Below are 19,794 nucleotides of genomic sequence, written 5' to 3'. Positions count from 1 at the left end.
TTTCCCCGTGGACCTTTCCGCACTGACCGCCATCGACGTCCACACCCACGTCGAACAGGACGGGCACGGCTGCTTCGCCCTCGACCAGGAGCTCCTGGACGCGTCGGCGAAGTACTTCCGCGCCGACCAGGACCGCACGCCGACGGTGACCGCGATCGCCGAGCACTACCGGGCGCGGAACATGGCCGCCGTCGTCTTCACCGTCGAGGCGCCGGCCGCGACCGGGCACCCCGCGCTCTCGAGCGAGGAGATCGCCGACGCGGCCGCCGAGCACGCGGACGTGCTCATCCCGTTCGGCTCGGTCGACCCGCACGCCGGCAAGGCCGCCGTGCGCCGCGCGCGGGCGCTGGTCGCCGAGCACGGTGTGCGCGGCTTCAAGTTCCACCCCAGCCTGCAGGCGTTCGAACCGAACGACGTCCGCCACTACCCGCTGTACGAGGCCATCCAGGAGCTGGGCGTGCCGGCGCTGTTCCACACCGGGCAGACCGGGATCGGCGCCGGGCTGCCGGGCGGGCACGGCATCAAGCTGCGGTACTCGAACCCGATGCTGCTCGACGACGTCGCCGCCGACTTCCCGGGGCTGACGATCATCCTGGCGCACCCGTCGGTGCCGTGGCAGGACGAGGCGATCTCGGTCGCGACGCACAAGGCGAACGTGTACATCGACCTGTCCGGCTGGTCGCCGAAGTACTTCCCGCCGCAGCTGGTCCGCGCGGCGAACTCGCTGCTCAAGCGCAAGGTGCTGTTCGGCTCGGACTTCCCGGTGCTCACCCCCGACCGCTGGCTCGCCGACTTCGCCGGCCTCGACCTCAAGGACGAGGTGCGGCCGCTGATCCTCAAGGACAACGCCGTCCGGGTGCTCGGCCTGGCCTGAACGTTTGCCCGGCGCGTCCCCGGGAATACCGCCGGGGACACCGGGAGGGGGCGCCATGGCCGAGGGTGACGTGCACACCTACTTCGAAGACGGGCTCTGGAAGAACCGCGTCGAAGGCGGGCGGCGGGCGTCCAACACGTCTCCGCGCCGGACCGACGCCGTGCTGTCCGGCCGGCTGATCGCGAAGAAGCGGCGCGTCGGGCACGTGGTCCACACGCCCGAGGGCGAGGTCGAATCCGAACGCGACTTCCGGCGTCCACAGTAGACGAAGACCCGCCCCCGCTCGGCGAAGGCTGGGGGTGTACCTGCGAGCGGAGGCGGGAGCCTGTATCCGTTACAACGCAGGGGAAACGCGGGTGTTCCCGGACGTGACGCGGACCTCAGCGCCGGCGCAGCACGGCCCACACGGTCTTGCCGCCGGACCGGCACCGGCTGCTCCCCCACGTCTTCGCGACCTTGGCCACCATCCGCAACCCGAGTCCCGCTTCGATCGGGTCGAGCCCTTCGCGGACCACCGCCGGGTGCGGGCTTTCGTCGGCCACCTCGACGGTCAGCTTCCCGTGCCGCAGCTCCATCGCCAGCCGCGGCACCGAGTCCGTGTGCCGCAACACGTTCTCGACGAACTCGGTCGCGATCAGCTCCGCGTCCTCGGCCAGCTCCGGCACCTCCCACCGATCGCAGGCACCGCGGACGAACCCGCGGGCGCGAGCCGACGTCCGGGCGGGCACCCGCCCGGCCCGCCGGCGTTCCGGGCGTTTCAGCGCGGCTTCCGCCGAAGCGGCGTCCGGGTACACCGGCACGGCCTGGCCGGCCAGCAGCGCGAGCTGGTCGGCCCGCCTGGTGACGAGCGCGAAGGGAATGGCCGGCCAGTCGCCGATCCGCAGGGCGACCAGCGCGAAGACCCCGACGAGCGCCGGATCGGCGAGTTCGAGGTGCTGGATGTCGACGAGCAGGCCGTCGGGCGATTCGGCCGCGAAGGCCAGCAGACCGTCTTTGAGGAGTGGCCGGGTGCTCTGGTCGAGCACACCGTCGACGGCCGCCGTCGTCGTCGCACCGTAACGGGGCACGATCCGCACCGAGCTGGGCCGGGCGAGCACGGCGAACACCTCCTTGGCGGCCGGAACCGGCCGAACACCACGGATAGCCGGTCCGGGACCGCTCAAACCCGGATCAGCCGGACCGATCCGGCACGGCCGGGCCGGTCAGCCGGCCTTCCGGGCCACCAGCCGCTCGACCAGCCCCAGCTTGAAGCGCTCCCGCCGCTCGATCGGCAGCCCGAGCGCCTCCACGAGCTTGAGCGGACGCCGCCGGAAGTGCTCGCCCGCCAACGGGACGCTCGCCAGCTCCACCAGCCACTGCGCGGCGCGCACCACGAACGACGAGCCGGCCACGTGGTCGACCAGGATCAGCCGGCCGCCGGGACGCAGGACGCGCGCCATCTCGCCCACCGCCGTCGCGGGGTCCGGGATCGCGCACAGGCCGAACGTGCACACCACGGTGTCGAACGACGCTTCGGCGAAGGGCAGCTTGTGCGCACTGCCCTGGCGCAGGGTCACCGCGCGGCCGAGGTCGCGGGCCCGGGACCGCGCTAGCTCGAGCATCCCGGAGCTCAGGTCGAGCCCGGTGAGCGTCACCCCGGCGGGGTACCAGGACAGGTTGAGCCCGGTCCCGACGGCGACCTCCAGCACTTCGCCGGTGGCCTGCCCGCACGCCCACTCGCGCGAGTCCCCGAAGAGGCGGCGGTCCCAGACGCCCATCTCCGCGTCGTAGGTCGCCGACTTGCGGTCCCAGTACCGGTTCCACCGCTCCGCCTTGCCCATGCCCCCAGCGAAGCACGAACCGGCCCGGGAGCGCGCGCTCCCGGGCCGGAACCGCTCAGCCGAACATGCCGGGCTCGTACGACCCGCCCTTCTGGTGCAGGATCACCGCGAGCCGGTTGGCCGAGTTCATCTGGGCCACGAGCGCGACCAGCGCGGCGGTCCGGTCGTCGTCGTAGTGCTTGCGCACGCGGTCCCAGGTGTCGTCGGAGACGCCGGGGCCGGCATCGGCGATCCGGGTGCCCTCCTCGGCCAGCGCCAGCGCGGCCTGCTCGGCCTCGCTGAACACCGTGGCCTCGCGCCAGGCGGCGACCAGGTTGATCCGCACCGCGGGCTCCCCGGCGGCGGCCAGCTCCTTGGCGTGGATGTCGACGCACCAGCCGCAGCCGTTGATCTGGCTGACGCGCAGCGACACCAGCTCCTGCGTGACCTTCGGCAGCGTCGACTGGATGATCGCCAGGCTCGCGGTGCCGAACCGCTTGGCGAACTTGGCGCCGACTTCGGTGCCGGTCAGGGCGAAACGGGGTTCCATGGTTCCTCTTTCGGGTTCGCGGAACGGACGACCACGAGATGCCGGACCACCCCCGCGCCGTGACAGTGACGACGGTCACGGTCACACGGCGGCCCCGAAGAGCATCTGGTGGGAAACTCCCCGAGACCGAAAGAGGAGCCACCATGGCCGACCCCGCCACCGAGGCGTTCCTCGCGCACCGGAACCTGCTGTTCACCGTCGCCTACCAGCTGCTCGGCTCGGCCGCCGACGCCGAGGACGTCCTGCAGGAGACCTGGCTTCGCTGGGCGGGCGTGGACCTGGCCGCCGTGCGCGAGGAGCGTGCGTACCTGGTCCGGATCACCACGCGCCTGGCCCTGATGCGGCTGCGGACGCGGACCCGGCGCCGGGAGTCCTACGTCGGCCCGTGGCTGCCCGAGCCGCTGCTGACCGCGCCCGACGTCGCCGACGACGTCGAGCTGGCCGACAGCGTCTCGATGGCGATGCTGCTGGTGCTGGAGACGCTGACCCCGGCCGAGCGCGCGGTGTTCGTGCTGCACGAGGTGTTCGCCCTGGGCTACGACGAGATCGCCGAAGCCGTCGGCAAGAACCCGGCCGCGGTCCGCCAGATCGCCCACCGCGCCCGCTCCCACGTGGCGGCGCGCCGGCCCCGCGGCGACGTCTCCCCCGCCACGTCCCGCGACGCGCTGGCGGCGTTCCAGCGCGCGGTCGAGACGGGCGATCTGCAGCACCTGCTGGACATCCTGGCCCCGGACGTGGTGTTCCTGGGCGACGGCGGCGGGGTCGTGCAGGCGGTGCTGGAACCGGTCGTGGGCGCTGCCGACGTGGCTCGCCTGCTGGCGGCCGGACTGGGCAACTTCGCCGACGGGACGCTGGCGGCAGCGCAGGTCAACGGCTACCCCGCGTTGCTGCTGCGCCGCGACGGCGAGGTCGACACGGTACTGGCGGTCCGCATCGACGACGGGCTGATCACGGGACTCTACGCGGTACGCAACCCCGAGAAGCTGTCCCGGTTGGACGAGGAGACGACGCTACGACGATGACCGTGCGTCGAGCGCCGCCCGCAGCCGCAGCCGCGGGCAGCGGCTCCTGCGGGTGCCACGCCGCCGCGAGCGTCCGCTGGTCCCGTACCCGAGGCCTGGCGGGATCGTGTGCGGCGGCTTCGGCGCCGGTCAACCTAGTGGTGCTTCTCCTTGAGGTCCTTCGCCTTCACGCCCACCAGCAGCACGGCCACCGCCACCAGCACGATCCCCGCGCTGATCACCAGCCCGAGCGACAGGCTCCCGGTCGCCGCCTGGATGAAGCCCAGCAACGACGGGGACGCCGCCGCCGCGAACGAGCCCATCGACGTCACCACCGCGATCCCCGTCGCCGCCGCGCGCTCGCTCAGGTAGATCGACGGGATCGAATAGAACACCGTCAGGCCCGAATAGTGCGCCGCCGCCATCACCGCCAGCAGGACGACCACCACCAGCACGCTGCCGCCGGAGAACGCCAGGGCCAGCATCGCCGCCGCGGCCACCAGCCAGCTCAGCGCCGCGTGCCAGCGGCGTTCCAGCGTCCGGTCGGAGTGGCGGCCGACCAGCAGCATCACGACGATGCCGAGCAGCGGCGGGATCGCCGAGAAGAAGCCGAGGTTCAGCACGTCGCCGACGCCGGCCTCGGCGATGATCCGCGGCGTCCAGTACGAGACGGCGTTGGCCAGCGTGTACGCCCCGCACGCGCACAGCCCGAGGATCCAGACCTTCGGGTCGCGCAACGCCGACAGCATGCCGCCGTGCCGGACCGCAGGCTCCTCCTTCGACTGCCGCTCGGCCTCCAGGTCCGCCCGGACCACCGCCTTCTGCGCCGGCGTCAGCCACTTCGCCTGCTCCGGCTCGTCGACGAGGAAGAACGCCACCAGCACGGCGAGCAGGATCGGCGGGACGCCTTCGATGAGGAACAGCCACTGCCAGTCGGCCAGGCCGGCGACGCCGCCGAGCGCGTGCATGATCCAGCCGGAGACCAGCGAGCCGAGCACGCCCGACACCGGGACGCCGATGAAGAACACCGCGGTCATCCGCGTCCGGCGCGCGGACGGGAACCACCGCGACAGCAGGTAAAGCGCTCCCGGGAAGAAGCCCGCTTCGGCGACGCCGAGCAGGAACCGGGCGATGTAGAACGTGGTTTCGTCGCGCACGAACACCGTCACGATCGTGACGACGCCCCAGGTCGCCATGATCCGGACCAGCGTCTTGCGGGCGCCGATCCGCGCCAGCAGGGCGTTGCTGGGGACCTCGAAGAGGATGAACCCGACGAAGAACAGCGTGACACCGAGCCCGTAGACCGCGGAGCCGAAGCCGAGGTCGCGCTTGAGCCCCTGCTGCGCGATGCCGATGTTCGTCCGGTCGATGAAGCTGACGACGTAGCAGACCACGAGCAGCGGCATGACCCGCAGGGCGATGGTCCGGTAGGTGGACGCGCGGCCGGCGTCGCCGACTGCGGGCGGCCGTCCGGTGACGGCGGGGTGTTCGGCCACGGCTACTCGACTCCTTCGTCAGGCGGGGCGTGCGGCGCCAGTCTCGGCATCCGGTGTTGTGTTTGTCAACACCTGGTCGGCAACGGCTACGATGACCGGCATGGCGGAACGCGCGGACGGCCGAGACCTGGTGCCCATCTCCGGACTCCTCTCCTACCGGCTCTCCCGCACGTCGTCGGCGATGTCGCGCAGCGCCGCCCTGCGCTACCGGCGGGAGTTCGACGTCAGCCTCGGCGAATGGCGGGCGATCTCGCTCATCGCCGCCGACCCCACCCTCACCCTCAACCGCCTCGCCCGCCGGGCGGGGCTGGACAAAGCGCAGATGAGCCGGGTGGTCAGCCGCCTGACCGAACGCGGGCTGGTGGACCGGACGGCCGGCTCGGGCCGCACGTCCCAGCTCGCCCTCACCACCGAGGGCACGCGCGTCTACCGCGGCCTGATCACCGCGGCGAACGAGCGCGACGCGGAGTTCCTCGCCGCACTGACCCCGGCCGAGGCGGCGACCCTGAGCAGCGCGCTGGACAAGCTGGCCGACCTGGCCCTGGCCGTCGAGGATCGTGAGCGCGCCCACCCCGGCGACGTCGACTGTTGACTTTATCAACAGAGCCGCGTAGTTCTGGAGCCACCGAACAGGAGGTGGCCCGATGCCCGACGCCGTCACGATCTGCGAGTGCTTCGCCCGCGACGGGCTGCAGCACGAACCGGAGTTCGTGCCGACCGCGACCAAGGTCGCGCTGCTGGACTCCTTCGCGGACGCGGGGTTCCGGCGGATCGAGGCGACCAGCTACAGCCACCCTGCGCGCGTCCCCGGCTTCTCCGACGCCTCCGAGGTCCTGACGAAGATCCGGCGCCACCCCGGCGTCGCGGTCAAGGCGACCTGCCCGAACCCGCACGCGGTGCGGCGCGCCCTCGACGACCTCGACGCCGGCCACGGCGCCGACGAGCTGAGCCTGCTGGTCTCGGCCAGTGAAAGCCACACCGAGCGCAACCTCCGCACGTCGAGAGCCGGGCAGTGGGAGCGGGTAGAGGAGATGGTCGCGCTGGCCGGCGGCCGGTTCAAGCTGGTCGGCGTCGTCTCGGTGGCGTTCGGCTGCCCGTTCGAAGGCGCCGTCGACCCCGGCCGGGTCGCCGAGGACGTCGCCCGGTTCGCCGACCTCGGCGCCGACCTGGTCACCCTCGGCGACACGACCGGCGTCGCGACCCCGGCGTCCGTGCGCGCGTTGTTCGCCCGGCTGAACGCCGGACCGCCCGTGGTCGCGCACTTCCACAACACCCGCGGCACCGGGATCGCCAACGCCGTCGCGGCCCTCGAGGCCGGCTGCCGGAACTTCGACACCGCGATGGGCGGCGTCGGCGGCCACCCGTCGGCGATCCGGTACGGCGCCGGGCTCACCGGCAACGTCTGCACCGAGGACCTCGTCAGCCTCTTCGACGCGATGGGCGTCGTGACCGGACTCGACCTCGACCTGCTCGCGAAGGCTTCGGCCGCCTGCGAGGAAGCCCTCGGCCGCCCCCTGCACAGCATGGTGGCCCGCGCCGGCTTCACCCCGACCCCGAACCAGGAGAACCCGTGACCGTCATCGTCGAGGACCACGGACCCGTCCGCGTCCTGACCCTGAACCGGCCCGAAAAGCTCAACGCCCTCGACACGGCGCTGACCCGCTCGCTCAGCGAAGCGTTCACCGCCGCCGACGCCGACCGGGACGTCCGCGCGGTCGTGCTCACCGGTGCCGGCCGAGGCTTCTGCGCGGGCGCCGACCTCGACGAGTTCTCGTCCCTGACGCCCGAGCACGCCGACGCCGTGCTCGAGCGCGCCGCGCTCACCGCGAAACTGCAGGTCCAGGCGCGCGAACTGCGTGTCCCGGTCGTGGCGGCCGTGCGCGGGGCCGCGGTCGGCGGTGGCGCGGGCCTGGCGATCGGCGCGGACATGGTCGTCGCCGGCACCGACCTGAAGTTCGGCTACCCCGAGCTCAAGCACTCCATCGTCCCGGCGCTCGTGATGACCGGGCTCGTGCAGCACCTCGGCCGCAAGCTCGCGTTCGAACTGGTCAGCACCGGACGTCTGCTCACCGCCGGCGAGGCCTTCGAACACGGCCTGATCAACCGGATCGTCGCCCCTTCCGAAATCCTGCCGGCCGCGCTGGAAATCGCCGAGCTGTGGGCCAAGGTCGAGCCTCGGGCCATCGCCGCCGCGAAGGACCTCCTCTACCGCGTCGCCGACCTGCCGACGGACGCCGCGATGCGGGCCGGCCAGGACGTCAACGCGCTGATGCGGGGGTTCCGCGCATGACCGGCCCGCTCTCCGGCATCACCGTGCTGGACTTCTCCCGCGTCCTCGCCGCTCCCCTGGCGACCCAGGTCCTCGCCGAGCTGGGTGCCACCGTCATCAAGGTCGAGCGGCCGGGATCCGGCGACGAGACCCGCGGCTTCGAACCCCGGCTGCCCCACGGCGAAAGCGCGTACTTCTTCGCCTTCAACCGGGGCAAGAAGTCCGTCACGCTCGACCTCAAGGCCCCGCGCGGCCAGGAGGTGGCACGCAAGCTGGCGGCCCGCGCCGACGTCGTCGTCGAGAACTTCCTCCCCGGCGCCCTGGACCGCCTCGGCCTCGGGTACGCGGACCTCGCCGCCGCGAACCCCGGGCTGGTCTACGTGTCGGCCACCGGGTTCGGGCAGACCGGCCCGGACCGCGACCGCAAGGGCTACGACACGGTCTTCCAGGCGCTGTCCGGCGTCATGGCGATGACCGGTGAGCCGGCCGGGCCGCCGTCGAAGACCGGGATTCCGGTGGCGGACCTGACGTCCGGGCTCTGGGTCGTCATCGCGGTGCTGTCCGGGCTGGCCGGGCGCGCGGCGTCGGGGCGGGGCCGCCACCTGGACGTGTCCATGATGGACGTCCAGCTGAGCCTGCACGCGCTCAACGCGGCCCGGCTCTTCGCGCTCGGCGAGGACCCGGTGCGGACCGGCACCGAGCACCCCGGCCGCGTGCCGTCGGCCGCGTTCCAGGCCGGCGACGGCGAATGGCTGCACATCAGCGGCAGCGACCAGCACTGGGGTCCACTGTGCACGGTCCTCGGGCTCGGCGACCTCGCCGCGGATCCCGCGCTGCGGGGGAACTCCGGCCGGGTCGAGCAGCGCACCCGGGTGATGAAGGCCCTGCGCGGCGCCATCGCGCAGCACGACCGGGATCCGCTGGTGAAGGAGCTGCGCGCGGCCGACGTCCCGGTCGGCGCGGTCCGCTCGGTCCGGGAAGCCCTCGCCGACCCGCACGCCGTCGCGCGGGGCGTCGTCGGCGAGTTCACCCACCCGTCGGAGGGGACGTTCCCGGCGCTGCGGACGCCCCTGCGTGAGACTGGCGGGGAACCGTTGAGCGTGGGCGTGCCGCCCCGGCTCGGCGCCGACACCGACGACGTCCTGGCGGAGCTGGGGCTCGCCGCCGCCGAAATCGAGGACCTGCGGACCGACGGGGTGATCCGATGACCGAGCGCGTGAGTGTCTCCGTCGAGGCCGGGATCGCCCGGGTCGAGCTGACCCGGCCCGAGGCCCGCAACGCCGTCGACCTGCCGATGTGCCACCAGCTGCGGGAGGCGTTCGAGTCCCTCGAAGACGACGTCCGGGTGGTGCTGCTGAGCGGGCGCGGGCCGGTGTTCTGCGCGGGCGCCGACCTCAAGGAACGCACCGGCAAGGACGCCGCCTGGGTGCGTCGCCGCCGCGTCGCCTCCTTCGCCGCGTACTCGGCGATCGAGCAGTGCCGGGTGCCGGTCGTCGCCCTGGTGCAGGGCGCCGTCGTCGGCTCGGGCGGCGAAATCGCCCTCGCTGCGGACTTCGCGCTGGCCGCTTCGGGGACTGTCTTCCGGTTCCCCGAGCCGCACTGGGGCACCGTCGGCGCGACCCAGCGCCTGCAGCGCGCCATCGGCAAGCGCCGGGCCAAGGAACTGCTGTTCACCAACCGCGCGCTCGCCGCCGAAGAGGCCGCCGAGCTGGGCATCGTCACCCGCGTCGTCCCGGCCGACGAGTTGCGCGCGGCCGGGGACGAGACCGCCGCGAGCATCGCCAAGGCACCACCGCTGGCCATCTCGCTCACCAAGCGCGCGGTCGACCTCGGCTCGGAAACCGACCTCGACCGCGGGATCCGCATCGAACTGGCCGCCATCGAACAGTGCCTCGCCGACGGCGGCTGGCGCGAGGGCGTCGCCCGCTTCACCGCCGGGAACGGAGACCCGCGATGACCGACCTGCGCACCGCCTGCCCGCTCACCACGCACGAGGTCCTGGCGCGCGCGGCCCTGCTCGCGGCGGACGTCGAAGCCGTCGTCACGGCCACGGAACGGGTCACCTACGGCGAGCTGGCCACCCGGGTCACGCGGATCCGGGCCGGGCTGGCCGCCGCCGGCATCGGGCGCGGCGACCGCGTCGGGATCTGCCTCGGCAACGGCCCGGACTGGGTGGCGCTGTTCCACGCGATCGGGGCGGCGGGCGCGGTCGCCGTGCCGGTCAACACCCGGTTCACGGCCGACGAAGTGCGGTACACGCTCGAACACGCGCAGGTGCGGACGCTGTTCGTCGCGTCCCGGGTGCTCAATGTGGACTTCGCTTCGATGCTGCGGGAGATCGGCGTCGAGTCCCTTCCTGCGCTGGAGAAGGTCGTCGTGCTCGGGGACGACGTTCCTTCGTTCGCTTCGTCATGGGACGAGTTCTTGTCCGATTCGGTTGCTCCTCCGCCTGCTGGTTCGCCGGACGACGTACTGCTCGTGCAGTACACCTCCGGGACGACGTCGCGGCCGAAGGGCGTCCTGCTCACCCACCGCAGCATGTGCGCGGACGCGTTCTTCTCCGGCGCGCGGATGGGCCTGCGCCCGGGCGACCGGTTCCACTCGGCGCGGCCGTTCTTCCACGTGGCAGGCAGCACGCTGTCGGTGCTCGCCTCCGCCCAGCACGCCACGACGCTGGTGACGATGCCGAAGTTCGAGCCGGAAGAGGCGTTGCGGCTCCTGGAAGCCGAGCGCTGCACGCACTTCTCCGGCAACGACACCATCGCTCTGCTGCTGCTCAACCACCCTTCGCGCGCGCAGCGCCGGCTGGCGTTGCGCGGCGCGTGGGTGGCGGCGTCGCCGACCGTGATCCGGCGCGTCATCGACGAGTTGGGCGCGCACGAATGTGTGGCGGGATACGGCCTTTCCGAGGCATCGCCGAACGTCGCGCAGTCGGCGTGGTGGGAGCCCGCGGAAATCCGCGCGTCCGGTGCGATGGCCGTGCAGCCCGGTGTCGAGGTGCGGATCCGCGCGCTCGACGCCGACCGCGACTGCGGTCCGGGCGAGCCGGGCGTGGTGCTGGTGCGCGGCTGGAACGTGATGGCCGGCTACCTCGACGACCCGGTGAAGACGGCCGAGACGATCGACGCCGACGGCTGGCTGTCCACCGGGGACGTCGGGCTGCTCGACTCCTCCGGCCGGTTCCACTTCACCGGCCGCACGAAGGACATCATCCGCGTCGGCGGCGAGAACGTCGCGCCCGCCGACATCGAGGACACCCTGCACCGGCACCCGCTGGTCCGGCAGGCGGCGGTCGTCGGCGTCCCGGACGCACGGCTGGTGGAGGTGCCGTTCGCGTTCGTCGTGCTGACGTCGCCGGAGGTCACCGAGGCCGAGCTGCTGGGGTGGGCGCGGGCGCGGATGGCGGGGTTCAAGGTGCCGCGGCACCTGCGGATCGTGGACGGCTTCGAGAGCATCGGGATGACGGCGAGTTCGAAGGTGCAGAAGAACCGGCTGGCCGCGCACGCGCGTTCCCTGCTGGAGGAGGCGTGATTTCCACTTCGGTGACCCGGTTGCTGGGCATCGACCTGCCGATCGTGCAGGCCGGGATGTCGTGGGCGTCGTCGAGTTCGGCGCTGCCGCTGGCCGTGTCGAACGCGGGTGGCCTGGGCGTGGTGGCGGCGGGCCCGATGCGGCTGCCCGATCTGGACCGGGTGCTGGCGGAGGTGGCGGCGGGCACGGACCGGCCGTGGGCGGTGAACCTCCCGCTGTACCGGGAGGGCGTCGACGAGGTGATCGAGCTGGTCCTGCGGCACCGGCCCCCGGTGCTGATCGCTTCCCAGGGCGGGCCGCGCCGGTACCTGGCCCGGTTCCACGACGTCGGGACGCGGTGCCTGCACGTGGTGGCCGGGGTGTCGCACGCGCTCAAGGCGGCCTCGGCCGGTGTCGACGGCTTGGTCGTCGTCGGCGCCGAGGCCGGTGGGCATCCGCCGCCCGCGATGGTGGCGACGTCGGTGCTGGTGCGAGCGGTCTCCCGGGCGGTTTCCCTGCCCCTGATCGCTTCGGGCGGGGTGGCGGACGGCTACGGCTTGGCGGCGGTGCTGGCCCTCGGCGCGGGTGCCGCCCAGTTCGGCACGCGGTTCCTGGCCAGCACGGAGGCTTCGGTGCATCCCGCGTACAAGGAGGCCGTGCTCGCGGCCGGCGTCGACGGCACGCGGACGGTCGGCCACGGCTTGGGGGTCATCCGGGCCCTGGACAACGACTTCACCGCCCGGATGCTGTCCTTGGAGACTTCCGGCGCGGAGGAGTCATTGCGACGTAAGACTTTCCAGGCTTCGTCTCTTCGCGATGCCGCCCTCCACGGTGACGTGACGGAAGGCAAGCTCGAGGCGGGCCAGTCGGCCGGGCTCGTCGACGAGGTGCTTCCGGCGGCCGAGATCGTGGCCGGGATCGTGCGGGAGTACGGCGAAGCGCGCGCCGGTCTGCCGCCGGTCGGCTAGGTTGCGGGTGTGTTCCGAGACTTCAACTTCAAGCTGGTCGTCGTCGAAAAGCTGATGTACCAGGACGAGGTGCTGACGCCGGCGTTCCGTTTCGCGGACGTGGTTCCCGGTGGCGACGCGTGGCAGTACGCCTACGACCGCGGGCTGGCGTACCAGGTGCAGCCCGAGGCCCGCGCGTACTTCGAAGCGCTGGAGATCAGCCCCGAGCTGCTGGCAACGGTCGACGAGCTGCTCCTCGACGGCGGCTTGCAGGTGTACCAGGAGTGCGCCCCGGTCTGGGACGGCGAGGACGACCTGTTCGACATCACGTCGCTGGCGGACTTGGCTCTGGTTCCCGGCCTGCGCCGGGTGGTGAACTCGGAGTTCCTGGGCCCGGAGCTGAGGGCCGAACTGACGTCACGCGGCATCGAAGCGGCTTGACCCGCTTCGCGGTGCGGACCGGGACGGGTCCCGGTCCGCACCGCCAGGCTCACTCCGTGGCGTCGGCCGCCGCCGCGATCACCTCGGCCACCGTCGCCGGCTGGGAGACCGCCACCGCGTGCGAAGCGTCGATCCGGCGGACCGTCGAGGACGCGCGCTCGGCCATGAACTCCTGGGCCGCCGCCGGGATCGCGTTGTCCTGGTTGGCGATCAGCGTCCACGACGGGAGCTTCGCCCACGCCGGCGTGCCCTCGAACGGGGCCGCCAGCGCCTGCTGCGCGACCGGCCGCTGGGTCACCGCCAGGATCGCGGCCGTCTCCGCCGGGACGTCGGCCGCGAAGACCTCGGCGAAGTCCGCCGGCTTGATCGACAGCTCGGGCACCTCGTCGTGGACGAGCACGTTCGTCGTCTCCGGGCCGAGCTTGGCGCCCGGGTAGCGGCCGGACAGCTCGAAAACGCTCTCGCCCGCATCGGGCTGGAACGCCGCGATGTAGACCAGCGCGCGGACGTTCGGCGTGTCGGTCGCCGCGCGGGTGATCAGCGCGCCCCCGTAGGAGTGGCCGGCGAGGACGACCGGGCCTTCGACGCTCTTGACCACGTCGGCGACGTAGGCCGCATCGGACTCGACGCCGCGCAGCGGGTTCGCCACCGCGACGACCGGGAAGCCCTGCTCCCGCAGCTTCGCGACGACGCCGGTCCAGCTCGACGAGTCGGCGAAAGCGCCGTGGACCAGGACGATGGTGGGCTTGCTCATGACGGGCTCCTCAGAGAGAACGACTGGTCTTTCTGTCTCCATACTCTGGCCACTTGGAGACGCCCTGGCAATGTGACGTAGCCGATCTTGCAGAACGACCAGTCTTTCTCTATGCTCGCGGGATGAAGTCCGCCGAGGTGCACCCGAAGGACCGGTTGCTGGCGACCGCGTCCCGGCTCTTCTACGCGGAGGGCATCCACGCGGTCGGGGTGGAACGCCTGGTCAGCGAGGCGTCCGTGACGCGGGCGACGTTCTACCGGCACTACCCCACGAAGGACGACCTGGTGGCGGCGTACCTCGCGGAGACGAGCCGGCGGATCCGGGTGGCGGTCGACGCGGCTCGCGAGGGCAAGCCGCCCCGCGAAGCGCTGGCGTCGGCACTGGCGGTGGTGGGCGACGCGACGTGCGGCGAAGACTTCCGCGGCTGCCAGTTCCTCAACGCGGCGGCGGAGTACCCCGACGCGGAGTCCCAGGTCCGCCGCGTGATCGACGACCACCGGCAGTGGTTCTTCGAGGTCCTCCGCAGCGAGGCGGCGGCACTCGGCCACCCGGAACCGAACCACGCGGCCAGGGTCCTGGTCCTCCTCCGCGACGGCGCCCTGCACGGCGGAGAGCTGGACGACGCGGAGACGGTGCGGGCCACCCTCCAGCGCGCGGTGGACGACTTCTTCCCCGCCTGAGCCCGACTGGGGCACCACCAGCTTTCACCTGCGGAAACCGAGCAGAACTAGGCCGATCGGGTTACCGTCTGAACAGCACAGACGGAGGTCCGGCATGGCTGCTCACGACGCTTCCCGCGTCCCCGCGTGGGTCGAGCCGATGCTCGCCAAGGCCGACGGCGGCCGGCTGCGCAGCGGCGCCGAGTGGGCGTACGAGTACAAGCTGGACGGCTACCGCGCCGCCATGCGGATCGCCCCGGACGGCACCACCGTGCTCACCAGCCGCAACAACATCGACTTCACCGCCGAGTTCGCCGACCTGGCCGGCGTCCTCGACCTCGGCGGGCAGGCCGCCCACCTCGACGGCGAAGTCGTCGTCTACGGCGACGACGGCCGGATCGACTTCGAGCTCATGCAGGAACGCCGTGGCCGCTGGGTCCGGCACCAGAGTGCCCCGAAGAGCGCGAAGTTCGACGACGTCCCGGTCCGCTTCCTCGCCTTCGACCTCCTGCAGCTGGGCGAGCGCTCCCTCCTCAAGGAGCCGTACGACGAACGCCGCCGCCTGCTGGCCGGCCTGCCGATGCCCGATCCCTACCGCGTCTCGGTGGTCCGCGCCGTCACCTTCGACGAGCTCGCCGCCGACCGCCGCACGCCGGCGGACTTCCTGGCCGATGCCGCGTCCGCCGGCTACGAAGGTGTCGTCGCGAAGCTGCGCAGCTCCGCGTATTCGCCGGGCCAGCGGCCGGACTCCTGGCTCAAGCACCCGCTGATCCGCACCCAGGAGGTCATCGTCTGCGGCTGGCGCCCCGGGCAGCGCAGCTTCACCGGCACCCTCGGCGGTCTCCTGCTCGGCGCGCACGACCCCGCCACCGGCGACCTCGTCTACCTCGGCGACGTCGGCACCGGCTTCAGCCAGGCCGCGCGTGCCGATCTGATGGCGCAGCTCCAGCCCCTCGAACGCCGCGCCCACCCGTTCGCGTCGACGCCGCCACGCGAGGACACCGTCCGTGCCCGCTGGGTCGAACCCCGGCTCGTCGGCGAGATCGTCTACCGCCAGTTCACGCGGGCCGGGCGCGTCCGCCACACCGCGTGGCGCGGGCTGCGGGCGGACAAAAAACCCGACGACGTCCTCGCCCCGCGCGCCGGCACCCCGGATCCGGTCGCGCCGCCGGCTCCCGAACCCGTCGGGCAGAAGATCACCGTGCAGGCCGGAAACCGGCAGCTCACCTTGTCCAATTTGGACAAGGTGCTGTACCCGGCGGACGGGTTCACCAAGGGTGAAGTGATCAACTACTACTCGCGGATCGCGCCGGTCCTGCTGCCGCACCTCGCCGGCCGCCCGGTGACGTTCATCCGCTACCCCGACGGGGTCGACGGCGAGAAGTGGTTCGGGAAGAACGTCCCCCGGGGCGCCCCGTCGTGGCTGCGCACGGTCCGGCTGGCCGGCACCGGTTCCCGCGGTAGCGGCGACACCATCGACTACCCGCTCCTCGACGACCTCCCGGCCCTGGTCTGGGCGGCCAACATCGCCGCACTCGAACTCCATGTTCCACAGTGGACGGTGGACGCGGAGACCCGGCAGCCGCCCGACCGCCTGGTGTTCGACCTCGATCCCGGGCCGGGGACGTCGGTCGTCGACTGCGCGCGCGTCGCCGAACGCCTGCACGACATCCTGGTCGCCGACGGGCTGACGCCGTACGCGAAGACATCCGGATCCAAGGGAATGCAGCTGTACTGCGGCATCCGCACCGAAGACGCGACGGCGCCGTCGGCCTACGCCAAGCGGCTCGCGCAGCAGCTCGCGCGAGAGACGCCGGACTCGGTGACCGCGCTGATGGCCAAGGCGCAACGCGCCGGCCGGGTGTTCGTCGACTGGAGCCAGAACAACCCGGCGAAGACGACGGTCGCGCCCTACTCCCTGCGCGGCCGCGACCACCCGACCGTGTCGACGCCGGTCACGTGGGACGAGGTCCGCGCCTGCCGGCACGTGAACCACCTGACGTTCACCGCCGACGAGGTCCTGGACCGCGTCGTCGACTACGGTGACCTGCTCGCCGGGCTCGGCGAGAACCGCGCGCCCCTCCCCTAGGCCTGTATCGAAGCCGGTCAGAGCCATTCGTTGATCGCGGCGATGTGGACGGTGGCTTCGTAGCAGACGGCGAGCTTGTCGTAGCGAGTGGCGACAGCGCCGTGGCGTTTGAGCCGGTTGATGCCGCACTCCACGGCGTGACGCTGTTTGTAGATCTCGGGTCGAACGCTGGTGGCCGCCCGCCCTCGGCCCCCTTGGCCTTGCGGTGCGCGTCCTGATCAGCCTTACTCGGAATGGTCGCCTTGATCCCACGATCGCACAGGTGAGCCCGGTTGGCCTTCGAGGTGTAGGCCTGTCTGCCAGCACCCGATCAGGACGCGTCCGCGGCCGGCCGCCATCCGGCCGAGGCACCCTGATCCCGGCCAGGACCGGAGTGAACTGCGGGCTATCGCCACGCTGCCCCGGCGGTCAGTACGATCGACAACAGCTTCTGCCCCTGCTCACACGCCAGATGCAGGCTCGTGGTCAACCCGCCTCGTGAGCGTCCCAGCGCATGATCCTCAGGTTCGACGGTTGTCCCGCCCGGCGGCTCGGCCTGCAGATCCCCTTTCCGCGCACCCGCGCATGTTGATGCGCCCGCGCGATCGTGGAGTCCACGCTCACGTCCCACGTGATCCGTCCAGCCGCCTCAGCCAGTGCCTGCAGAGCAGTCACGATCGCCTGCCAGACATCAGTACGTTGCCGGCGCCGGAACAACCCATAAACGGCTGACCAGGACACCCATAGCCTGCCGGCATGTCCCGCCACGGCGCGCCGGTGCGCACGCGCCACCGGATCCCGTCGATCAGCTGCCGCTTGCTCCACAACGACAGCGACCCGGCCGTAACAGCACTGGCAGCGGCTCCAGCACTGCCCACTGCTCGTCAGTCAGGTCAAACCGCCCTGCCACCACTAGGGTCTCCACTCGGTCTCCGATGTTCAGGTTCTTCTTGGTCGACGAACCCCCTACCGGAGACTTCACCCATTTCAACCGCCGACACGCCCCACAACGTCAAATCAGCACGACCTGCCGGGGTCGACTTCGATACAGGCCCTAGAACACCGACGGTCGCTTCCCGTCATCCCAACGAGTTGCACAGGGTCCCGAAAGAGGCCGTCGAATCCACCGTGGACCACCCCGTGCAGAGGTGCCGCTGGGCCAGACGGGCAACGCCCGGCCAGCGCGAGTGAAGCTCCTTGTCCCCGCGAATCGTTCCTCGCTAGCGTCGGTGGTGAGGGGACGATGCCGGGCGCCCGGTGCGTTTCCTTGCCCGCCAAGGAAAAACGAACGAGGAGTTTCTCGATGACGGCTCTCGACCAGCCCGTGACCCGCACCGCGTACCAGCAGTCGGTCGCCGACTACTGGAACGCGGAGAAGGATCCGGTGAACCTCCGGCTGGGCGACGTCGACGGTCTCTACCACCACCACTACGGCCTCGGCGACTACGACCCGGCCGTCCTCGATGCCCCCGAAGACCGGCGCGACCAGGCGATCATCGACGAGATGCACCGCCTGGAGACCGCGCAGGCCGACGTCCTCCTCGACCACCTCGGCCCGATCGGGCCCGCCGACCGGCTGCTCGACGCCGGCTGCGGCCGTGGCGGCACCAGCGTCATGGCCCACCAGCGCTTCGGCTGCCAGGTCGACGGGATCTCCATCTCCGAGCAGCAGGTCGGGTTCGCCAACGAGCACGTCCGGCAGCGCGGGATCGACGGCTCGGTGCGCTACCACTTGCGCAACATGCTCGACACCGGCTTCGAATCCGGTGCGTTCCAAGGCATCTGGAACAACGAGAGCACGATGTACGTCGACCTGCACGAGCTGTTCGCCGAGCACGCGCGGCAGCTCAAGCCCGGCGGCCGGTACGTGACCATCACCGGGTGCTACAACGACGTGACCGGCGGCCGGTCGCGCGCGGTCAGCCAGATCGACCAGCACTACATCTGCAACATCCACGCCCGCGGCGACTACTTCAAGGCGTTGTCGGACAACGGGTTCGTCCCGATCAACGTCGTCGACCTGACGGCCGCGACGATCCCGTACTGGGAGCTGCGGGAGCGGTCCTCGGTCGCCACCGGGGTGGAGAAGCCGTTCCTGACCGCCTACCGCGAAGGCAGCTTCCACTACCTGCTCATCGCCGCCGACCGCGTCTGAGGCGGGCGTGCCGAGGGAGAGCACCATGACGACCGGGACCACGTGTCCACAGTGGACCACCGGGGGCGCCGCGAGCCTGCTCGCGGGCCCGTTCGGCCTCGGCACGGCCGCGGCGCGGATCGCGACCCAGTTCGCGCCGGCGCCCGGGCAGGATCCGGCCTACGCGTACCTGCCGTGGGGTGACGGCAGCGCGACGCCGTTGTACTGCCCGGTCGTGGGCCGGGTCGACGACGCTCTCGCGGGTGAGGTCGACCGGCGGCTGGTCACGTGGGCCGGGGACTGCGGGTTCACCGGCGAGGGCCTCGACCAGATCGCCCACGCCGGGTTCGGCAGGCTGGTGATGCTCGCCCACTCCGACTGCGACGACCCGGACCGGCTGCTCGTCGCCGCGCAGCTCAACGCGGTCTGGTGGGCGGCGGACGACTTCTACGCCGACGACAGCGCGCTGGGCGCGGCGCCGACCGAACTGCCGCCACGCCTGGCGCTCGTCATGGCGGCCATGGACCCGGTCGCGCCGGCCGGGGAGTTCTCGGCGCCCCTCGACGAAGCGCTGCGGGCGGACCCGATCCTCGTCGGGCTGCACTCGGCGACCGACCACCTGGGCCGGCACGGCTCCCCCGTGCTCGTGCAGCGGGTCTGCTATTCGACGTTCGCGATGTTCGTCAGCTGGGACGCCTACGCGGCGTGGCGCCACACCGGCCGCTACCCGCCCGCGTGGGAGTACCTGGCGGCCCGCCAGCACGACAGCTTCTACACGTCGATGACCCTCATCGACGCCGTCGGCGGCTACGAGCTGGCCGCGCCGTACTACTACGACCCGCGCGTGCGGGAGGCGATGATGCGGGCCGGGACGGCGTCGGTGCTGGTCAACGACCTGCACTCGGTCACCAAGGATGCCGCCGACGAGAAGCCGGTCTGCAACATGGTCCTGCAGATCGCCGCGGACCGGGGCTGCTCGGTCGACGAGGCGGTCGAGGCCACCGTCGAGCTGCACAACCAGATCGTCCACGAGTTCGAGGACGGCCACCGGGAGCTGATGGCGGTGCCGTCGCCGGAGCTGCAACGGTTCCTCGTGGGTGTCCGTTCCTGGATGGGCGGCGGCTTCACCTGGCACGCCACCAATCCCCGTTACCAGTCTTGACCTACGAATGATTGGGTGGTTCTCGCTGTGACTGTCACCGACCCGGTGGACTCCGACCAGGCCCCGCTGAGCCTCGGACGGGCCGCCGCCCGCACCCTGGCCACGACGACCAAGTCGGTCCCCCAGATGC

Annotated in this window: 20 protein-coding genes and 1 pseudogene; 15 read left to right on the top strand and 6 right to left on the bottom strand. The window is 71.7% G+C overall.

Translation table 11 applies throughout. The features are described 5' to 3' along the window. Positions 1–7 precede the first annotated feature (7 nt). On the top strand, positions 8–874 hold the full coding sequence (couO, locus tag QSK39_RS28725) for a 4-hydroxyphenyl-beta-ketoacyl-CoA hydrolase (RefSeq protein ID WP_285480953.1): 867 nt from the start codon (positions 8–10) through the stop codon (positions 872–874). 55 nt (positions 875–929) lie between these two features. Further along, the gene (locus QSK39_RS28720) at positions 930–1,139 is read left to right on the top strand and encodes a DUF2188 domain-containing protein (RefSeq protein WP_285480952.1); all 210 of its coding nucleotides are present in this window, start codon (positions 930–932) and stop codon (positions 1,137–1,139) included. Between the two features lie 115 nt (positions 1,140–1,254). On the opposite strand, the gene QSK39_RS28715 is transcribed toward QSK39_RS28720, so the two are convergent. From QSK39_RS28715 to QSK39_RS28705, 3 genes are all read right to left on the bottom strand, one after another. After that, a complete protein-coding gene (locus tag QSK39_RS28715) occupies positions 1,255–1,971 on the bottom strand; it encodes an ATP-binding protein (protein WP_285480951.1) in 717 nt (238 codons plus the stop codon). 105 nt (positions 1,972–2,076) lie between these two features. Beyond that, a complete protein-coding gene (locus tag QSK39_RS28710) occupies positions 2,077–2,694 on the bottom strand; it encodes a class I SAM-dependent methyltransferase (protein ID WP_285480950.1) in 618 nt (205 codons plus the stop codon). Positions 2,695–2,749: 55 nt separating this feature from the next. Beyond that, the gene (locus tag QSK39_RS28705) at positions 2,750–3,223 is read right to left on the bottom strand and encodes a carboxymuconolactone decarboxylase family protein (RefSeq protein WP_285480949.1); all 474 of its coding nucleotides are present in this window, start codon (positions 3,221–3,223) and stop codon (positions 2,750–2,752) included. 143 nt (positions 3,224–3,366) lie between these two features. Between QSK39_RS28705 and QSK39_RS28700 the strand changes: the two genes are divergently transcribed. Further along, positions 3,367–4,245 (top strand): RNA polymerase sigma-70 factor, encoded by an 879-nt coding sequence (locus tag QSK39_RS28700; protein WP_285480948.1) that lies wholly within the window; start codon positions 3,367–3,369, stop codon positions 4,243–4,245. A 134-nt stretch (positions 4,246–4,379) separates the two neighbouring features. Here the strand turns inward: QSK39_RS28700 and QSK39_RS28695 are convergent, their stop codons facing one another. Then, the gene (locus QSK39_RS28695) at positions 4,380–5,720 is read right to left on the bottom strand and encodes an MFS transporter (RefSeq protein WP_285480947.1); all 1,341 of its coding nucleotides are present in this window, start codon (positions 5,718–5,720) and stop codon (positions 4,380–4,382) included. Positions 5,721–5,820: 100 nt separating this feature from the next. Between QSK39_RS28695 and QSK39_RS28690 the strand changes: the two genes are divergently transcribed. From QSK39_RS28690 to QSK39_RS28655, 8 genes are read left to right on the top strand one after another with little or no spacing between them, the layout of a single operon-like run. Then, positions 5,821–6,312: a MarR family winged helix-turn-helix transcriptional regulator gene (locus QSK39_RS28690; protein ID WP_285480946.1), complete on the top strand. Its 492-nt coding sequence runs from the start codon at positions 5,821–5,823 to the stop codon at positions 6,310–6,312. Positions 6,313–6,364: 52 nt separating this feature from the next. Then, positions 6,365–7,294, top strand: coding sequence for a hydroxymethylglutaryl-CoA lyase (locus QSK39_RS28685; RefSeq protein WP_285480945.1), 930 nt, complete (start codon positions 6,365–6,367; stop codon positions 7,292–7,294). Then, positions 7,291–8,010, top strand: coding sequence for an enoyl-CoA hydratase/isomerase family protein (locus QSK39_RS28680; RefSeq protein ID WP_285480944.1), 720 nt, complete (start codon positions 7,291–7,293; stop codon positions 8,008–8,010). The genes QSK39_RS28685 and QSK39_RS28680 overlap by 4 nt, the downstream gene beginning before the upstream one ends. Then, positions 8,007–9,197 carry a CaiB/BaiF CoA transferase family protein gene (locus QSK39_RS28675; RefSeq protein ID WP_285480943.1) on the top strand — a complete coding sequence of 397 codons (1,191 nt, stop codon included), beginning with the start codon at positions 8,007–8,009 and terminating at the stop codon, positions 9,195–9,197. The genes QSK39_RS28680 and QSK39_RS28675 overlap by 4 nt, the downstream gene beginning before the upstream one ends. After that, the gene (locus QSK39_RS28670; protein ID WP_285480942.1) at positions 9,194–9,946 is read left to right on the top strand and encodes an enoyl-CoA hydratase/isomerase family protein; all 753 of its coding nucleotides are present in this window, start codon (positions 9,194–9,196) and stop codon (positions 9,944–9,946) included. The genes QSK39_RS28675 and QSK39_RS28670 overlap by 4 nt, the downstream gene beginning before the upstream one ends. Beyond that, complete coding sequence (locus QSK39_RS28665) at positions 9,943–11,520, top strand: AMP-binding protein (protein WP_285480941.1); 1,578 nt, start codon at positions 9,943–9,945, stop codon at positions 11,518–11,520. The genes QSK39_RS28670 and QSK39_RS28665 overlap by 4 nt, the downstream gene beginning before the upstream one ends. Next, positions 11,517–12,467 (top strand): NAD(P)H-dependent flavin oxidoreductase, encoded by a 951-nt coding sequence (locus QSK39_RS28660; RefSeq protein ID WP_285480940.1) that lies wholly within the window; start codon positions 11,517–11,519, stop codon positions 12,465–12,467. The genes QSK39_RS28665 and QSK39_RS28660 overlap by 4 nt, the downstream gene beginning before the upstream one ends. A 9-nt stretch (positions 12,468–12,476) precedes the next feature. Further along, positions 12,477–12,887, top strand: coding sequence for a DUF6892 domain-containing protein (locus QSK39_RS28655; RefSeq protein ID WP_285480939.1), 411 nt, complete (start codon positions 12,477–12,479; stop codon positions 12,885–12,887). A 49-nt stretch (positions 12,888–12,936) separates the two neighbouring features. Here QSK39_RS28655 and QSK39_RS28650 read toward each other — a convergent pair whose 3' ends face one another. After that, positions 12,937–13,641, bottom strand: a complete 705-nt coding sequence (locus QSK39_RS28650) for an alpha/beta fold hydrolase (RefSeq protein ID WP_285480938.1) — start codon at positions 13,639–13,641, stop codon at positions 12,937–12,939. Between the two features lie 122 nt (positions 13,642–13,763). Here QSK39_RS28650 and QSK39_RS28645 point away from each other — a divergent pair, with 122 nt between their 5' ends. Together QSK39_RS28645 and ligD are read left to right on the top strand one after the other, a co-directional pair. Then, entirely contained in the window at positions 13,764–14,321 is a 558-nt protein-coding gene (locus QSK39_RS28645; protein WP_285480937.1) for a TetR/AcrR family transcriptional regulator, read from the top strand. Positions 14,322–14,415: 94 nt separating this feature from the next. Next, on the top strand, positions 14,416–16,389 hold the full coding sequence (ligD, locus tag QSK39_RS28640) for a DNA ligase D (RefSeq protein WP_285480936.1): 1,974 nt from the start codon (positions 14,416–14,418) through the stop codon (positions 16,387–16,389). A 17-nt stretch (positions 16,390–16,406) separates the two neighbouring features. On the opposite strand, the pseudogene QSK39_RS28635 reads toward ligD, so the two are convergent. Continuing rightward, positions 16,407–17,278 (bottom strand): annotated as a pseudogene (locus tag QSK39_RS28635) (IS5 family transposase). 393 nt (positions 17,279–17,671) lie between these two features. On the opposite strand from QSK39_RS28635, the gene QSK39_RS28630 reads away from it, so the two are divergent. Together QSK39_RS28630 and QSK39_RS28625 are read left to right on the top strand one after the other, a co-directional pair. Further along, complete coding sequence (locus QSK39_RS28630; protein WP_285480935.1) at positions 17,672–18,523, top strand: geranyl diphosphate 2-C-methyltransferase; 852 nt, start codon at positions 17,672–17,674, stop codon at positions 18,521–18,523. A 25-nt stretch (positions 18,524–18,548) separates the two neighbouring features. After that, positions 18,549–19,664: a family 2 encapsulin nanocompartment cargo protein terpene cyclase gene (locus tag QSK39_RS28625; RefSeq protein ID WP_285480934.1), complete on the top strand. Its 1,116-nt coding sequence runs from the start codon at positions 18,549–18,551 to the stop codon at positions 19,662–19,664. The last annotated feature ends 130 nt before the right edge of the window (positions 19,665–19,794 follow it).

The organism is Amycolatopsis sp. NBRC 101858 (genome assembly GCF_030269325.1).
Taxonomy (GTDB): domain Bacteria; phylum Actinomycetota; class Actinomycetes; order Mycobacteriales; family Pseudonocardiaceae; genus Amycolatopsis; species Amycolatopsis ponsaeliensis.
This window is presented reverse-complemented; position numbering and strand designations above follow the sequence as displayed.